The sequence below is a fragment of the Paenibacillus sp. J5 genome, assembly GCF_054955055.1.
Window position 1 is genome coordinate 37,854 of record NZ_JBUEDD010000017.1, and the last position, 16,273, is coordinate 54,126.

The following is a 16,273-nucleotide window of genomic DNA, read 5'->3' on the forward strand; positions in this document are numbered from 1 at the left end:
AGATATTACATAATTTATGTAATCATCTGATTGGGGCGAAATACCGATTAGGAGGCTATCATTATAATGAAGAAAGTAACGATGCTACTATTCTCTGCAATCCTGATGCTTACCTTTTCTAGCAATGCCTTTGCCGTAACAGGAGAGGGCGCTGCGAGAGTTGTGACAACAGGCAAATATACGGGCATTCAAGCGTATCTAACGATTCCTAGTGATGTGTTCGTATCCAATGATGGCAGCTACATCGCATTCTACCTAGGATTGGGGGATACTTGTGAAGGCGGTATATCGTATAAGCCCTCTACGGGATGGAATAAGTTTCTGAATTGCGGCAAATCCTCGAGTGCATACAATCGCACGGATCCATTGACGAACCAGCCTTCGGCTGGATCGCAGATTCATCTGAAACTAATCAACAACCTTAACAATACAGCAACGTTGTACATTAACGGTACGGCAGCCTACACATTGCCGACTCAGAATTCGCTGACATCGTCTACTACTGTCAAGATGGTTCACAGCACACATGATAACCAGGATAAAAACAAATATTCCTATGCATCCTTTTCTCAGGTACTCGTACAGAGCACTAGCGGAGGCTCCTATACGAACTTCCCGACAAACCTGACGGTCAATTATCCATGGGGCAAAGGCGATTATGTGCTGCATAGCACGGTTCCACTGTCCACCTCGTTAAAAGCGAATAAGTAAATCAAGCAAGAGACCTGTGCACGCCCCAAGCAGGTCTCTTATTCTTTTCACACCGTAATTCCCCCCCAGATTCATGAAATGTAATTGTGATTACAGATTCTCACACGCGCGCTCCCTTATAATAAAGCTAACAAATACAATGGAAGCGTGGGGGAGTTATAATGAAGAAGAGAACGGTATTGTCCATGTCAGGAATGCTGGTATTGGGGATGGTCGCAGGGGCGGGCGTCATGATGAATGACCAAGCATATAGTGCGGTCAAAGGGGCGATTGATGGCGGAGGCGCCAGCAACATGATCGGCTTCCCAGGAATCATCCCCGTCGATATTCAGTCGATGGATATCGAAACGGCGCTCTTGATGGTACAGCAGCAGCGCAGCAAGTTGCTGGAACAGCAGTTGCAATCCCAGATGGATAGTGTGCAGGCTCGCAATCAGCAGATCGCCGAGCTGAATATGCTGCTCAGCAGCGTGAATGCCGCACTGGCCCAGCCTGTCAATGGCGCATATAAGCTGGACGACGGCACGACGAATAAGCTCGCAGACAAAGGCTACCTCATGACGAAGAAGGCGAATTACAGCTATCAGGAGCTAGGTAGTCTGGTTACATTGCTTCGTCAAGCGATTGATTCGCTCAACTCCTCGCAGCAAATGGATATGCTAAGGCTGCAAAGCATGACGAATAAGCGCAATGAGGCGTTTGATGTGATGACGAATTTCATTAAGAAGATGCAGGATAGCCGCAGCTCTATTATTGGCAATATGCGCTAGAGGCCTCTTGCTACAAGGCATGGCTACAATTGACTATAGTTTGTTGAATACGATGCGGAATCAGCCTGAATGGGCTGATTCCGTTCTTCTATGGAGAGATGGCGATGGATAGCGCGGTTCAATTTTTGCGGCAAAATATACTGCTGCACGGTGTGCCTGATCATGAATTAGAGATAGCGGCTGCGGCCATGCGCAAGGTGAAGTTAAGCAATGGCACGTCATTTATTGCTGAAGGAACGGTTGGCGAATGCTGTTACTTTATTATGAGCGGCCAGGCGCTGGTAGCTTCTCATAGTCTGACAGGCCGCCCGATTGTGCTCGATGTGCTGAAGCCGGGCGCGCTGGTGGGCGAGATCGCACTCATCCTGCAGGAGAAACGGACAGCCGATGTGAAAGCGCTCGGCGAGGTAACAGCGCTGCGCCTGAATGCGGCTGATTTTGCTCGGCTCGCCGAGGCCAGCCCGATGTTTCATGAGAGCCTGCTGTTCTCGGCGCGCATCCGCCTGATTCATGGATTACTGCGCAAGGCGACGATCTGGTCGACCATTCCAGACGCGGAGCTGCGCGGCCTGGCCGAGGTGACGAGCAGAGTGAAGGTGGTCCGAGGGGAGAGGATCATCACCGAGGTAACGCCGTCGAGCGAGCTGTATATGGTTGCCAAGGGGCGCTTCGAGTCGGTTCAGAACGGGCGGCGCATCGGCGTAATGGGTAGCGGAGACTGCTTTGGAGAAGCGGATCTGCTGCTAGGTGGCGCACATAGCGGCACAGTTACCGCGCTGGAGGATGGCGAGCTGCTGTTGCTGGGAGAGTCGGAGTTTCATTATATATTACAGCAGTATGAGCAGGTTCATCGCCAATTCATCGAGCTGCTGCGTCTACGCCGTCCTGATCTGGCGGATCTGTTGCAGCTTCGGAAGGCGGCATCTGCTAAGGACGACGCGGCAGGATGGAATCACCGTCCCCACTCCGGCGCCCACTCTGGCTTAGACAGCGAGCGTGCTGATGAAGCGGCCCGCAACTCGCGTCAGACTAATCGCGGCGCTGACCGATGGATCGATGTGCTGTTGCTGCTCGGCGGGCTATTTGTGGTGACCACCGTCCTTGCCATCTGGCAGAAGCATCCGGTGTGGATCGCATCGGCTCTGCTGGTCGGGGGAGTGGCTGGGCCGGTAGCTTTTGTGGCCTACATGCGGGGGACGCAACTGCTCGGTTATCGCCTGCCCCGTCTCGCCCAGGCATTTCTGCTGTCGGCCGCTACTGCGGCGCCTGCAGCCTGGCTATTGGAGCGCTACTGGCTGTTCCGTGGGGGCGAAGGGAGCCGCCTGGGAGCGGTCTGGGAGCCGATCGCTGTAAGCCTTCTGGAAGAAACCTTGAAGCTGCTGGTTTGTGTGCTGCTGCTGCGCAGCCGCCGGGAGCGCTTCCTCATGGATGGCATTGTATTCGGCGCCGCTGTCGGGATGGGGTTTGCAGCGGCTGAGAGCATACTGTATGGCTGGACCTATCTTCAACAGGGCGCCGCCGCAGATATGCTGGCGGTGCTATGGGTCAGAGCACTGCTGTCGCCCTTTGGTCACGGCACCTGGACGGCGATTGCTGCGGCTGGGCTATGGTACGGCCTGAGACATCACCCAGCAGGCGCACGACGCTCGTCTGTACGGAGCTATCGCCATATGATGCTGCTCCTGTTCGCCAGCTTTGCGCTGCATGCGTTATGGGATAACCGCTATATGGAGGGTGCTGTCCGCCTGGCTGGCATGATCGTCATCGGCGTGCTCGGTCTTCTCCTGCTGTACCGGCTGCTTCGCAAGGGAATGCGAGAGGAGCGGGCTCAGTTGGAGCTGCTCAATCCGTTGCTGGACAGGGAGCATTCAGGGGAAGAGGTGCCGGAGAGCTTGCTCGGCTCTCAAGTCAAGCAAGCGCTGGTCTGTGATGGCTGCGGTACGGTCTCGCCTCCCGAGGCCAGCTATTGCGCCCGCTGCGGACAGGCGCTGCGTGTCACGACTTCATGATAGAGAAAGCTGAAGCAGTGGGCTTGCCCCCCATGCAGGGGATCAAATATTCAATTTGTAATTTAGATTACAGAAAATAACAGGAAATTCAGCTAATGTAATAGCATGAGATGGTTTGCGGGAGGTAGAGCAATGGAATGGACCATTGAGGAGGCACTGGAAACATACGAAGTGTTCAAATGGCGAGTAGCAGAAGACCCGGCATTTCGCGCCCTGGCAATCGCCAACCCGGAGGCAGCGGTCAAGGAGCTGTCCGGACTGAATCTACCTGATCAAGTGGAGCTGCGCGTGCAGGAGGGAGATACGGGCGAGCTGGAGCTGTCTATACTCGTCGTATCGCCAATGGCAGAGCAGGTGTATACGGAGGCCGAACTGCTGGAAGCGGCCAGAAGAGCAGTCAGCGCAACTGCTGTACGGCCATGAGTGAAATGGGTTGGTCTGAAAACGGTCGCGGATTCAGAGCGATGCAGCAGTGAGCTGTGGATGTGATATTTATGAATTTCGCCTGTGCTATGGTAAAATTAGACATGATCAATTACATAGTGAAGGAGAATGGATCGTGGCGGATAAGTACATGGCAGAGTGGCAGAAATATGCAGAGTTGATCGTAAAGGTTGGTGTCAATATCCAGCCAGGACAGGAAGTATTTATTACGGCGTCGATAGAGATGGCGGCCTTCGTTCGTGAGCTGGCGGGCAAGGCGTATGAGGCAGGCGCAGCCAATGTCCATGTTGACTGGTCAGACGAGGTGCTCTCCCGGATGAAATACGAACGGGCGGCGGACGAGGTGTTCTCGCATTTTCCTAGCTGGGAGACAGCCAAACGCGACTCGTTCGTCGAAGCGGGAGCGGCCTTCATCTCGATTCTCTCGCCGAATCCGGATCTGCTCAAGGGAATTGACCCGAACCGGATCGCGAGCTTCCAGAAGGCATCCGGGCAAGGCTTGCAGAACTTCCGCCGTGCGGTTCAGGCGAACAAGGTAAGCTGGACGGTCATTGCCGCGGCGACCAAGGATTGGGCGGCGAAGGTGTTCCCCGAGCTTCCAGCCGAGCAGGGGGTTGACAGGCTGTGGGAGGCGATCTTCACCGCTGTACGGCTCCATGCGGATGATCCGGTGCAAGCATGGCAGGAGCATCACAGCACCTTGCTCAGCAAGGTGGAGGTGCTCAACAGCAAGCGGCTGGCGAAGCTGCATTACAGCGCACCGGGCACCGATCTGACGATTGAGCTGCCGCCCAAGCATCTGTGGGTAGGGGCAGGCAGTACAAGCGCGCGCGGCGTCTCGTTCATGGCGAACATGCCGACGGAGGAGGTCTTCACCGTACCGAATCGCAACGGGGTGAACGGCTATGTGTCGAGTACGAAGCCGCTCAGCTACGGAGGCAATATTATCGACAACTTCAAGCTGACCTTCGAGCAAGGACGCATCATCAAGGTAGAGGCGGAGCAAGGGCAGGATATATTGCAGCAGCTTGTGGATACCGATGAGGGCTCGCACTATCTTGGAGAGGTGGCGCTCGTGCCTCACGAATCCCCGATCTCCAATTCCAACATTCTGTTCTACAATACGCTGTTTGACGAGAATGCCTCTAATCACCTGGCGATTGGCAGTGGGTATGCCTTCAATGTGCAGGGTGGGGAAACGATGACGACGGAGGAGCTGGCCGAGGCGGGTGTGAATGCGAGCATTACGCATGTCGACTTCATGATCGGCTCTGCAGAGATGGACATTGACGGGATCGATGCGGATGGCAACCGGATTCCGGTGTTCCGCAAGGGTGCCTGGGCACTATAGAAGCTAGCATGATAGAACAGGACACTTCATCTGGGGGATCGCCCTGTGAAGTGTCCTGTTTGGTGATGCAGATGAACGTACCTTACGCTAGCGGATAAGCGCGGGTAACAATCTTATATTTTCCAACGGCCTGCGGTTCGTCAGTGAGCGGCTGATGACGTCGCTCCAGGATGTCGCTCTCATAGGGGGTGCCTGTGGTACCTACAGCGCTGGCGGACAATGATACCGTCTCACCGCTCATATTGTACCAGCGTACAATCAGATCGTTATGCGCCTCAGACAGCTTCACCGCCGACAGGGCGAGCGCAGCGCGTTGCGTTGCTGCGTCTGCTGATGCGGCCTCCGTCCATTGCAGCCACTGATGAACTGGCGGCAACGAGCCGGCATGAACGTCAGTCTGCGCCCATGTCCATGGAACCTGGTACTGGTATGCCTGGGCGTAAGCGCCGGATTCGATGCCGTTGCCGCCATGAGGGAGGATGGCATACTGGACGAACTGCTCGCCCTGACATTGCGCCTCCGGTGTCTCGAAGACGCCCCAGTCGCCTAGCTCCGATACCGCCCGCAGCAGCGTAACGGCGATCGTGCCTGCATCGTCCTGCAGCACCTCGTATTCGTTCAGTCCTTGGTTGGCAATCGTCAAGCCGTGCTTGTGATCCGAGACACTGACGAACGCCTGCTGATGCTGGCAGTTGCTTGGATTCGTCCATTCCGGGGCCGGCTTCGTATCGCGCCGCGCCACCTCGAAGATCGAATCGACCTCATGCTGCTCTGCCCGAATGCCGGAGGGGAACAGCGCGCGCAGCCGATGATCCTGAGCCTGGTTGTTGAATCTCGTCTCCACCTGCACCATGCCGCTGCCTGCCTCCAGAATGTAGCGGGTCGTCAGGATGAGCGGTACCGTCTGCTCCACCCGCTGCGCGGTGCGCTCGGTGAATGGCACCATCTCTTTCTTCTCCACAGCGAACTGCTCATCCGCTCGCGCCGGGATGCTCCAGTGCAGCGTGCTCTCGATGACCGCGCGGGTGCTGCTCTGCTCCACAACCTGGCTTACCGCCCGCAGACCTTCAGTTGTCATGGCCGACTCGCCAGCAGGCTGGCGGTACACATATTCATTGCCTATATCGCCGGTATTCTCATACAGATTCAGGCTGCTATAAGTGCGCCCGCTCTGCTTGTCCAGCAGGGTAAGGGAGCCATTCTCCTCAACTGTAGCCACCAGTCTGCCATTTTCCATCATCAATCCACGAACCTGCACCGAATCGAACGGGACGAGCGTCCCGGAACACTTCGCCTTCGCGTCCGCGACGAGCGCATAGCTCGCGTAGCCCATCGAGGCAATGTCGGCCACATGCAGCGTCACCTTGACCTTGCGTCCCATGTAGGGCTGGCGGAAGCGATCCTTCGGCAGCTCGTAGCCGAAGTGCACGCCCAGATCCTCGATGTGTGCATCGACAAGCTTGCCCGCGTGGTCAAGAACACCCCAACTTGCGAGTGGCAGTTGCTCCAGCTCCCGAGCCAGTGCGCTTGGGGACGGGCCCTCAGGGAAATATTTCTTGGCCACTGTCAGCTCAGCCGACACCGTACCGCTACGCGCCCAGCCGGTCGTATTAAAGATGGTGAATACGGCGGCCTCCTTGCCCCAGGCAGCTACAGACGCTGTATCGATCGACTTGACGATCGCTTGCGCGCTCTGATCGATGATGCTCTTGGCAACATGACGGCTCTTGTCGAAGCGGGTGACCATCTCGCGATGCACCTCGTCCACCGAGCATCCGCAGATGCTGTCATGGGGATGATTCTGCATCAGTGTTTTCCAGCCGTAACGGAGCAGATGATGCGGGTAATCTAGGCCGCCGTCGATATGGGCAAATGCAGCCAGCGGCTCCGCCACCTTCTCCAGCAAGGTCTGCCCAAGCTGGTTCATCTGCTTCAGGTAGATACGAGCCGAAGCGGTGTTGACGAGTGTGCCCCAGCCGTCGGTACGCTGGCTGCGCAGCTCGCCCTCGATCGTAACGAGATCATCCGGCAGTTGTTGCTTGAGGGCGGCTAGATAATCATCGAAGTTGGAATGCTGGAACGTAATGTCCGGGTAGAGCTCGCGCGCGGTGCGGATCGCCTCGGACAGATCCGTCTGGATCGGCTGATGGTCGCAGCCGTTCATGAACAGGAGCTGTGGCGTAGAGGCGAAGCTCTCGGCCTCGGCCAGCTTCTGATCCCAGTAGCGCCGAGCCTCATCCTTGTCGGTAGGCGCCTCCATGCCATTGCAGTACCAGTTGGCAAACAGCACCCCAAGCACGCTCGAGCCGTCCGGCGATCGCCAGATCATCTCCGAATAGGGAGATTCATAGGTATCGGCTTGCCCGACCATATTGTTGAAGCCAGTCGGCTTGACGCCACGCCCGAAGAGCGCATTATCGATGCCCGCTTGCTGCAGGATTTGTGGAGCTTGCCCCATATTGCCGAACGAGTCTGGAAAATACCCCGTCTTCGAGATGACACCAAAGGGGGCGGCATCCCGATGACCAGTCAGCAGATTGCGGATGTTGGCCTCGCTGCTCGTCAAAAATTCATCCTGCAGCACATACCACGGGCCGATATGGATGCGTCCGCTGCGGATAAAGCCCTCGAGCTTCTCGCGCTGCTCGGGGCGAACCTGAAGATAGTCCTCGATGATGATCGTCTGTCCATCCAGGTGGAAATAGCGGTAATCCGGGTCATGCTCCAGCGTCTCCAGCAGCTTGTCCATCAGCTCGACAAGCAGGACATGGTGGTACTCGTAAGGCATGTACCATTCACGATCCCAATGAGTGTGAGAAATAAGATGAGCAGTCTTGGCGGTCGTCATGTTCAATTCCCTTTCTTGTTGGGCAGCGTCCGCTTGGCCACATTTGGCCATGTATGGGGAGTATATAGCCCTTAAATGATATATAAATATAATAATAGTATAACATATTAATTTTCAGCAAGACTTTAATTGAGATCATATATCATAATGATAACGGTGTGGCGAAACGCAGACTGGGGCGGTAGCTAAAAACAGCCATAAAAATAGGTCAGCCAGTTATCTGGCTGACCTGATCATACGAAGCTCCTCCGCAAGAAGGGGGGGGCGAGAGCATCAAAGCTCGCTACGAGCCTATTGTGCTGTCTGACGGGCTGCTCCGGTAGAGGCGCCCTGAACGAGCGCCGCTTGCAGCGTCGTTCGTTGATTGCTGGCTTCGCCCTTCTGCAACTGCAGCACATGCTCGAAGGCAAGGCGACCCATTTCATTCTGATTTTGGCGCATGTGCGTATAGCGGCTCAGGTCGCTGCTGTCGGGGGAGTCGAAGCAGATGATGGACAACTGCTCCGGCACAGACAAGCCAAGCTGCTGCGCGGCGATGTGCGTCAGCTCCGCCACCTCGTACTCGATAGCGAACACCGCTGTAATGTGCGGGTTGCGGCGCAGATGCTCCATGATCGCCTGGATGTCGCGGCTGCGGCACTCTTCATCGGGAACGCTCGGCAGCGTCGAGGTAATCGATTCGAGCCACAGCTCGCGGTCCACGATGATGCCTTGCTCGGCATGAGCCTGAATAAAGCCTTCAATCCGATCCTCGATAGTTGTGGTGTTCACAGGCGGCTGGGTGAGCAGGGCAATATGCTTGTGGCCGAGTCCAAACAGATGGCGCGCTGCGTCCTTGGCCGCCTCCAGATTATCGGTGCAGACGGATGCGGCGTTAATCCCTTTAAGGTAACGGTCAACCATAACGAGCGGGAACTGAGAGATCACCAGCTTCAAAATCTCTGCACTGAAAAATTCTCCCTGTGCCGGGAAGATGATCAGCCCGTCTACTCCCAGCTCCAGCAACTGGCGAATGGCCTCTTCCTCATGCTCGGGCTTGCCCAGCGTCCGTCGCAGGACGAGGAAGCAGCCGTTCGCGCGCGAGGCCTCCTCCATCGCATGAACCAGTCCGGTGCCATAGCTGTCGCTGAAGGTCGTGATGATTAAGCCGATCAGCAGCATGCCGCCGCGTGCTGCGCTTGCACTCACTGGCACTGCCGCGGCAGCAGGCTGAGGGACGGAGACGAAGGAGCCGCGTCCGGGCTGACGGACGATATAGCCGTCGGTTGCCAGCATCTCGAGCGCTTTCTTGCTGGTGATGCGGCTGACGCCGAACTCCTCGCACAGCTCCTTCTCCGATGGAACGCGATCGCCAACGGTGTATTGCTTCTTCTCGATGCGCTCGCGCAGCGAGGCAAATATCTGTTCATACATGGGCCTGGATGTGGATGGTGAATCATTGGACATGTTACAATCCTCCTGGAACTGCCAATTCTAGACCAGATCAAGGGCGAAATGGAATCATTGATGCAGTATTTATAATAATATATCATGATATATTCACTGTGTGAAGCCTATCTGTAGCTATTCTTGAATCAACTATAAGTGAAAAGGCGCAAGCCTTCTAACCTTCATTGCTTTAATAGCGCTCTCCTCATTAATGTTCGACACGAAGGCCATGTTAACCTGCTTCTATCCTCCGTTGCTTCATGGATGACACACGTCGTTAGAAGGCGTGAAAGCAGGATAGCAAGCGGTGCCAGCCGCAGCTAATTCGCTATTTGTGGTGGAAAAAAGGGGGGAATGTGTGTTAACGTTATAATTTAGTGAGTAATAATGGATAGGAGTTATTGGCATGTGGAATGTAAACAAGATGAATAGTAAACTGGCAAGCCCTAAATTTCAGGCTCGGCTCTGGTCCGAGATTACGGAAGGGCTGACTCTTGAGGAGGGCTTGTCCCGGTTGACCAAGGAGGAATTGGACAAGCTTCGCCAGAAGCTGGGGGTCAGGAACGCCAGCAGCCTTAAAAAGCCGGAGCTGATCGGACGGCTATGTGAAGCTGTGCCGGAGCTGCTGCACAAGCAATGGATGAGAATAGACAGCCATCGCTATGAGCTGCTTGCAAGAGCGGCCAGCCGCAATGGGGTGCTGGGGGCGGAGCAGATCGGGGTGTCTGAGGCGGCCTATTATCAGCAGCAGGGATGGCTATTTCCTGGCACGCTCGATGGCCGCAGGGTGCTGATTATGCCGCTTGAGCTGCGGGAAAGCGTGAAGGGCCTGAATATCCTGGAGCTGAAGCAGCAGCTTAAGCGCAATGACCAATGGCTGAAGCTGACCTATGGATTGCTCTATTACTACGGCCTCGTGAAGAAGGGCAAGCTGATGGAGCTTATTCGTGATTATATGAAGGAACCGCTTCAGGAGCTCGCATATCTGGAGACGGTTCTTGAATCATTAGACTATGTGCCGCAGTTCCAACCGACGAGCCTGGGCTGGGCGCACTGGCGATTGGTGGAGGAGGAGCATCTGCAAGCTATTCTCAAGGAGCAGGAGTCGCGTCCAAGTCTTGGGTACTGCGAGTTGCCGAAGGAACGCGTGCTGCAGGCGGCTGAATTCGGTTATGTGGAGACAACACCCGAGTTCAATGCCTTCGCCCAGTATATTCGAAGCAACTACACGCTGACGGCGGAGGAAGCCCATGAGATCGTGCTATCGTGTGTGTGGCGCATTCAAGAGGGGGCGGAATTCAACGAGATTATGTCCTTCGTTCAGAGCATGATTGAGATGGAGGATGTGCAGACGCTGGATGAAGTCATGGCCTTCCTGGTTGCGATCTTTAATTCAACGAGACAATGGGCGCTCAAGGGACATACGCCGAATGAAATTGCGGCGCGGAGCGGCAATGTGCTGCGGTCGCCAGTACCGGCGCAGCCAGCGGGCGAGGTATTCAGCCTGGAGAGCAGGAAGAAGGTCGGACGCAACGACCCTTGCCCTTGTGGAAGCGGCAAAAAGTTCAAAAAGTGTTGCTCGGCTTGAGGTGATCGTTATCGACGCTGCGGCCTGGGGTATGGTATGATGAAGCTCTGCGGTGCCTGTCCTGACAGGACGGACACGAGGAGCATGGAAGCTTTGTTAGAGTAGGCAAGGCGAAGCGGCCGCCTGCCCGTAAGGGGAGAGCTCGGTTTGCTGTGCCTTCAATTAGGGAGGATTAATCGCGATGAAGAAGTTTAGTTTAATACTATTGGCTGTATCCCTGTTCACAGTCATGCTGGCTGCCTGTGGAGAGAAGCCCGAGAGCGGGACGGGAACCACGGGAGCTGCAGGAGAGGGAGCCAGCAAGAAGCTGGTCATCGGAATCGATGACAAATTCGCTCCGATGGGCTTCCGGGACGATAATAATGAAATTGTCGGCTTTGACATTGACTATGCGCGTGCGGCAGCCGAGCAGATGGGCTACGAGGTGAAGTTCCAGCCGATCGACTGGAAGGCGAAGGAATCGGAGCTGAACAGCAAGCGCATCGATCTGATCTGGAACGGCTACACCATTACCGAGGACCGCAAGCAAAAGGTGCTGTTCACCAAGCCGTACCTGAAGAACAGCCAGGTGGTTGCTGTGCTGGAGGGCTCGGAGATTAAGGCGATTCAGGATCTGGCTGGCAAGGAAGTCGGTCTGCAATCGTTGTCCTCGGCATCGGATGCGCTGGAGAGCAGCCCGATCAAGTCGGAGGTCAAGGTGTCGGAATATGCGGACAACGTTCTTGCACTGAGCGACCTGAAGAACGGACGCACGCAAGCCGTCATCATCGATGAAGTGGTAGCCAGATATTATATGTCCAAAGAGCCAGGCGTATATAAACTGCTGGACGAGGCGCTATCGCCCGAGGAGTATGGGGTAGGGGTACGCAAGACGGATGAAGCGCTGCTTAACGAGCTGCAGGCTGCACTGGATGCATTGAATGAGAATGGCAAGGCGGCGGAAATCTCCGTGAAATGGTTTGGCGAAGACAAAGTCCTGAAATAGGTGTGAAGCGACGATGAATGTGGAATATCTGGTCAAAATATCCAAACCAATGCTGGAGGGCGCAGGCACAACCATCAGCATGTTCCTGATTGCGATTGCCCTGTCTGTGCCGCTCGGCTTTCTCTTCACCCTGATGGCGCAGAGCCGCATTAGAGCCGTAGCCTGGTTCGCGCATAGCTATATCTATGTGATGCGCGGTACGCCGCTGCTGCTGCAACTGCTGTTCATCTGCTTCGGTCTGCCGATGCTGCCAGGTGTAGGGGAATATCTGGTCTTCGACCGCTTCCTAGCGGCCTGTATCGGCTTTGTTCTCAATTACGCGGCTTACTTTGCCGAGATCTTCCGCGGCGGCCTGCTGTCGATCGACAAGGGGCAGCATGAGGCGGCGCAGGTGCTTGGGCTGAGCCGTTGGCAGACGACGACCAAGGTCATTATGCCGCAGATGTTTCGGGTGGCGCTGCCTGCTGTGGCAAATGAGTCGATTACGCTGGTGAAGGATACAGCGCTGCTGTATGCGGTCGCTGTGCCGGAGCTGCTTCATTTTGCGCAAACAGCAGTGAACCGTGATGCGTCACTGACGCCTTTTATAGTTGTGGGCATTATCTATCTATTCATGACGCTTGTGCTGACGCTGTTTTTCAAGTTTTTGGAGAAACGATTCAAATACGAGTAAAAGGACTGGCGAAGGATGAGTTTGATTCAAGTGACCAATCTTAAAAAATCGTTCGGCAGTCTGGATGTACTGAAGAACGTCAGCTTTGAGATTCGCAAGAACGAGGTTGTCGCCGTCATTGGGCCATCCGGCTCAGGCAAAAGCACGATGCTGCGCAGTCTTGTCCACCTGGAGCATATCCACGGCGGCAGCATCCGCATCGGCGACCGCTACCTGGTTCAGGACGGCAGATATGCCTCCACGCCGCAGATCAAGTCGATTACCTCCGGCATGGGCATGGTATTCCAGCATTTCAACCTGTTCCCGCATCTGTCGGTGCAGGATAATCTGGAGCTTGCGCCGCGCACGGTGCAGAAGCGGCCTGCGGCAGAGGTGCGCGAGCGCAGCAAGGAGCTGCTCTCTAAGGTTGGCCTGGCCGACAAGGCTGATGCTTATCCAGCAAGGCTGTCCGGCGGACAGAAGCAACGGGTAGCGATCGCTCGGGCGCTCATGCTGAATCCGGCGATCATGCTGTTCGACGAGCCCACCTCTGCGCTTGACCCGGAGCTTGTAGGCGAGGTGCTGCGCGTCATCAAGCAATTGGCTGAGGAGCATATGACGATGGTTATTGTTACGCATGAGATGGGCTTTGCTCGCGAGGTAGCTGATCGGGTGCTCTTCATGGATAATGGCGAGGTTGTGGAGGAAGGGCCGCCGAGTCAATTGTTCGCTAACCCTCGGCATGAGCGCACGCGCAGCTTCCTGAACCGTGTCGTAACGGTCTAGAGAGCGTTCGTGCATTGCTCGAAGCTAGTGGGAACGTGACATTCCGATGGGGGAGGAGAGGCTGCACGATGAATTATCCAGCGACATGGCTGCAAGGAGCTTCGCGCGGCGAGGTGATCGCCTGCGAGCTGCGGCTGCAGGTGATCAAGGGGCAGCTTCGGCCTGGCGAGGTCATCTCCGAGAATCGGGTGGCGGCTGATTTTGGCACAAGCCGCTCCCCTGTCCGGGAGGCGCTGCGTGCGCTGGCGGGAGAGGGGCTGATCCGTCTGGAGCGCATGGGGGCGATCGTGCTCGGACTGAACGCACAAGACCGAGCCGAGCTGTATGACGTTCGCTATCTGATCGAGAGCTTCGTGCAGGAGAGGATTGCCGACAATTGCCCGCCGGAGCTGCTGATACAGCAGCAGCAGCGCATCGACCGGATGGAGCTGGCTGCGAAGCATAGGGATGCGGTGGAATTTGCCTATCTTGACTTCATGTTTCACGAGACGCTGGTGGAGTCGGCAGGTCATACTAGAATGCGGCATCTGTGGAACAGCATTTCGCAGCTTGTGATGGCGGTTATGCTGGTGACGACGGAGAGCCTGTTCACTGAGGGCGAGGCCAGATTGGAACGGGTCATCGACAAGCATCGGAACTTGCTGGGGGCATTGGAATCGGGAGACAAGGAGCAGGTATTGCTTGTGGTGAGGGAATATTTTGCCGATTCACAGCGCACACTGAGCGCTACATTGAGCTGACGGGATAGAGTACTGCAAGGTTAGGTCTGCTATTCTATAGCGAAAGATTTTTCGCAGCTTCAACTTGTCGACAAGTACACCGATGTACAATAGGGGAAGCGAGAGTAGGGAGCAGGTAGACATATAAGCGGCGGAGGTACTGCGAAGCAAGCTCGGTGCTCCGTGCACAATGGGCAGATGGTAGTCAGGTGGTGGGACTGATGGTAGAGCAGTTGGGGGAAACCATAGAATGAATGCGGGAAGGAATGAGGAGACGATGAAGGAAGGCACGAAGGAGAGCAAGAAGGAAAGCAAGAAGGCTGCCAGCTACATGATTGGCCTGGACATTGGAACCACGAGTACCAAGGCGGTACTCTTCCGACTGGACGGGCGCGTTGTACTGCGGACTGAACGTGAATATCCGCTCTATACAGAGGCGGCGGACAGTGCGGAGCAGAGCCCGGAGGAGATCTATCAGGCCGTGCTGTACACGATCGGACAGACCATGGCGCGCAGCGGTATCGGGCCTGATGAGGTATGGTTTGTAGCCGTGAGCGCAGCGATGCATAGCGTCATTCCCGTCGATGAGCAAGGAGAGCCGCTCATGCGCTGCTTAACCTGGGCTGACAACCGGAGCGCGGGCTGGTCCGAGTGGCTGAAGCAGCAAGCGGGCAGTCAAGCTCTCTATAACAGGACAGGGGTACCCATTCATCCGATGTCGCCGCTTACGAAGCTGCTCTGGCTGCGCCATGAGCGACCGGAGCTGTTCGCACGCACAGCCAAGTTCATCTCCATCAAGGAGTATCTCTTCTTCCGCCTCTTCGGCGACTACGTTATCGATCATTCGATGGCCTCCGCGACCGGTCTTCTCCATCTGGAGCGGCTGGAATGGGACGCTAAGGCGCTAGAGCTGGCGGGCCTTGCACCGCAGCAGCTATCGCGGCTCGTGCCGACGACCTATCGCATGGAAGGCATGAATCGTCACGCAGCGGAAGCGATGGGTCTGGCTGCTTCCGTGCCGTTTATCGTTGGGGCAACGGACGGCGTGCTGTCCAATCTGGGCGTGAATGCGATCGGGCCGGGAGTCGTCGCCGTAACGATCGGCACCAGCGGCGCAATCCGTACTGTGGTGGATCGTCCGATGACCGACCCGCAGGGGCGCACCTTCTGCTATGCATTGACGGAGCAGCATTGGGTGATTGGCGGGGCGGTTAATAACGGCGGCATGCTGCTGCGCTGGGCACGCAATGAGCTGGCTGCGCCGGAGTGCGCGGAGGCGCAGCGCCTTGGCGTGGATGCTTACGATCTAATGACTGCCCAGGCAGAGAGGATTCGCCCTGGCGCGGACGGACTGCTGTTTCACCCGTATTATACCGGAGAACGGGCTCCGCTCTGGAATGCCGATGCGCGCGGGTCATTCTTCGGACTTACGATGCGCCATACGCGCGCTCATATGATTCGAGCGGTGATGGAAGGTGTTCTCTTTAACCTGTACACGGTGCTGCAGGTGATGGAGGAGCAGATGGGGCAGCCGATTCGCTTGATGGCTACGGGCGGCTTCGCCCGCTCGCCACTGTGGCGGCAGATGATGGCCGACATCTTCGACCAACGGGTCATCGTGCCCGAGAGCTTCGAGAGCTCCTGCCTGGGCGCAGCAGTGTTGGGATTGTATGCGATGAGGCATGCTGACACATTAGAGGCTGTCTCTGGTATGGTGGGGGAGACGCACGCTCATGAGCCGCAGCCAGAGGCTGTCTTGATGTACCGCGAGCTGCTGCCGATCTATACCCGCCTTGCCGGCAAGCTGGAGGCGGAATATGCAGCGATTGCGGCCTATCAGCGCAAGTGGAATGCATAAAGGGAATTTTAAGTAATAATTAATGATTTGGAACGGGAAATGTAAAGGCATATCCGCTATAATGAATGTAGTCGAGCAGAGGACTGCTGCTAGATAGCCGAATTTATAACAAGGAGACGAGCTA

General features: G+C 56.0%; 13 protein-coding genes. 11 read left to right on the forward strand and 2 right to left on the reverse strand.

Annotated features, from left to right (window positions below):
- The first annotated feature begins 66 nt into the window (after positions 1 to 66).
- The 5 genes from ACY1JZ_RS24455 (at position 67) to ACY1JZ_RS24475 (ending at position 5,285) form a co-directional block, all read left to right on the forward strand.
- Positions 67 to 711, forward strand: a complete 645-nt coding sequence (locus tag ACY1JZ_RS24455) for a hypothetical protein (RefSeq protein WP_270169094.1) — start codon at positions 67 to 69, stop codon at positions 709 to 711.
- A 161-nt stretch (positions 712 to 872) separates the two neighbouring features.
- Positions 873 to 1,481: a hypothetical protein gene (locus ACY1JZ_RS24460; protein ID WP_270169095.1), complete on the forward strand. Its 609-nt coding sequence runs from the start codon at positions 873 to 875 to the stop codon at positions 1,479 to 1,481.
- A 104-nt stretch (positions 1,482 to 1,585) separates the two neighbouring features.
- Positions 1,586 to 3,490: a cyclic nucleotide-binding domain-containing protein gene (locus tag ACY1JZ_RS24465; protein WP_462631342.1), complete on the forward strand. Its 1,905-nt coding sequence runs from the start codon at positions 1,586 to 1,588 to the stop codon at positions 3,488 to 3,490.
- A 132-nt stretch (positions 3,491 to 3,622) separates the two neighbouring features.
- A complete protein-coding gene (locus tag ACY1JZ_RS24470; protein ID WP_462631344.1) occupies positions 3,623 to 3,913 on the forward strand; it encodes a hypothetical protein in 291 nt (96 codons plus the stop codon).
- Between the two features lie 151 nt (positions 3,914 to 4,064).
- The gene (locus ACY1JZ_RS24475; protein ID WP_270172343.1) at positions 4,065 to 5,285 is read left to right on the forward strand and encodes an aminopeptidase; all 1,221 of its coding nucleotides are present in this window, start codon (positions 4,065 to 4,067) and stop codon (positions 5,283 to 5,285) included.
- Between the two features lie 82 nt (positions 5,286 to 5,367).
- Here the strand turns inward: ACY1JZ_RS24475 and ACY1JZ_RS24480 are convergent, their stop codons facing one another.
- The gene (locus tag ACY1JZ_RS24480; RefSeq protein WP_462631346.1) at positions 5,368 to 8,133 is read right to left on the reverse strand and encodes an alpha-mannosidase; all 2,766 of its coding nucleotides are present in this window, start codon (positions 8,131 to 8,133) and stop codon (positions 5,368 to 5,370) included.
- Positions 8,134 to 8,424: 291 nt separating this feature from the next.
- Complete coding sequence (locus ACY1JZ_RS24485) at positions 8,425 to 9,579, reverse strand: GntR family transcriptional regulator (protein WP_462631347.1); 1,155 nt, start codon at positions 9,577 to 9,579, stop codon at positions 8,425 to 8,427.
- A 388-nt stretch (positions 9,580 to 9,967) separates the two neighbouring features.
- Here ACY1JZ_RS24485 and ACY1JZ_RS24490 point away from each other — a divergent pair, with 388 nt between their 5' ends.
- From ACY1JZ_RS24490 to gntK, 6 genes are all read left to right on the forward strand, one after another.
- A complete protein-coding gene (locus ACY1JZ_RS24490) occupies positions 9,968 to 11,149 on the forward strand; it encodes an SEC-C metal-binding domain-containing protein (RefSeq protein ID WP_462631348.1) in 1,182 nt (393 codons plus the stop codon).
- A 181-nt stretch (positions 11,150 to 11,330) separates the two neighbouring features.
- Positions 11,331 to 12,134: an amino acid ABC transporter substrate-binding protein gene (locus ACY1JZ_RS24495; RefSeq protein ID WP_462631349.1), complete on the forward strand. Its 804-nt coding sequence runs from the start codon at positions 11,331 to 11,333 to the stop codon at positions 12,132 to 12,134.
- A gap of 13 nt (positions 12,135 to 12,147) precedes the next feature.
- Complete coding sequence (locus ACY1JZ_RS24500) at positions 12,148 to 12,807, forward strand: amino acid ABC transporter permease (RefSeq protein WP_270169104.1); 660 nt, start codon at positions 12,148 to 12,150, stop codon at positions 12,805 to 12,807.
- 15 nt (positions 12,808 to 12,822) lie between these two features.
- Positions 12,823 to 13,572: an amino acid ABC transporter ATP-binding protein gene (locus ACY1JZ_RS24505; RefSeq protein ID WP_462631350.1), complete on the forward strand. Its 750-nt coding sequence runs from the start codon at positions 12,823 to 12,825 to the stop codon at positions 13,570 to 13,572.
- A 68-nt stretch (positions 13,573 to 13,640) separates the two neighbouring features.
- Positions 13,641 to 14,312, forward strand: a complete 672-nt coding sequence (locus ACY1JZ_RS24510) for a GntR family transcriptional regulator (protein WP_462631352.1) — start codon at positions 13,641 to 13,643, stop codon at positions 14,310 to 14,312.
- A gap of 256 nt (positions 14,313 to 14,568) precedes the next feature.
- Complete coding sequence (gene gntK, locus ACY1JZ_RS24515) at positions 14,569 to 16,149, forward strand: gluconokinase (protein ID WP_462631400.1); 1,581 nt, start codon at positions 14,569 to 14,571, stop codon at positions 16,147 to 16,149.
- Positions 16,150 to 16,273: the final 124 nt, after the last annotated feature.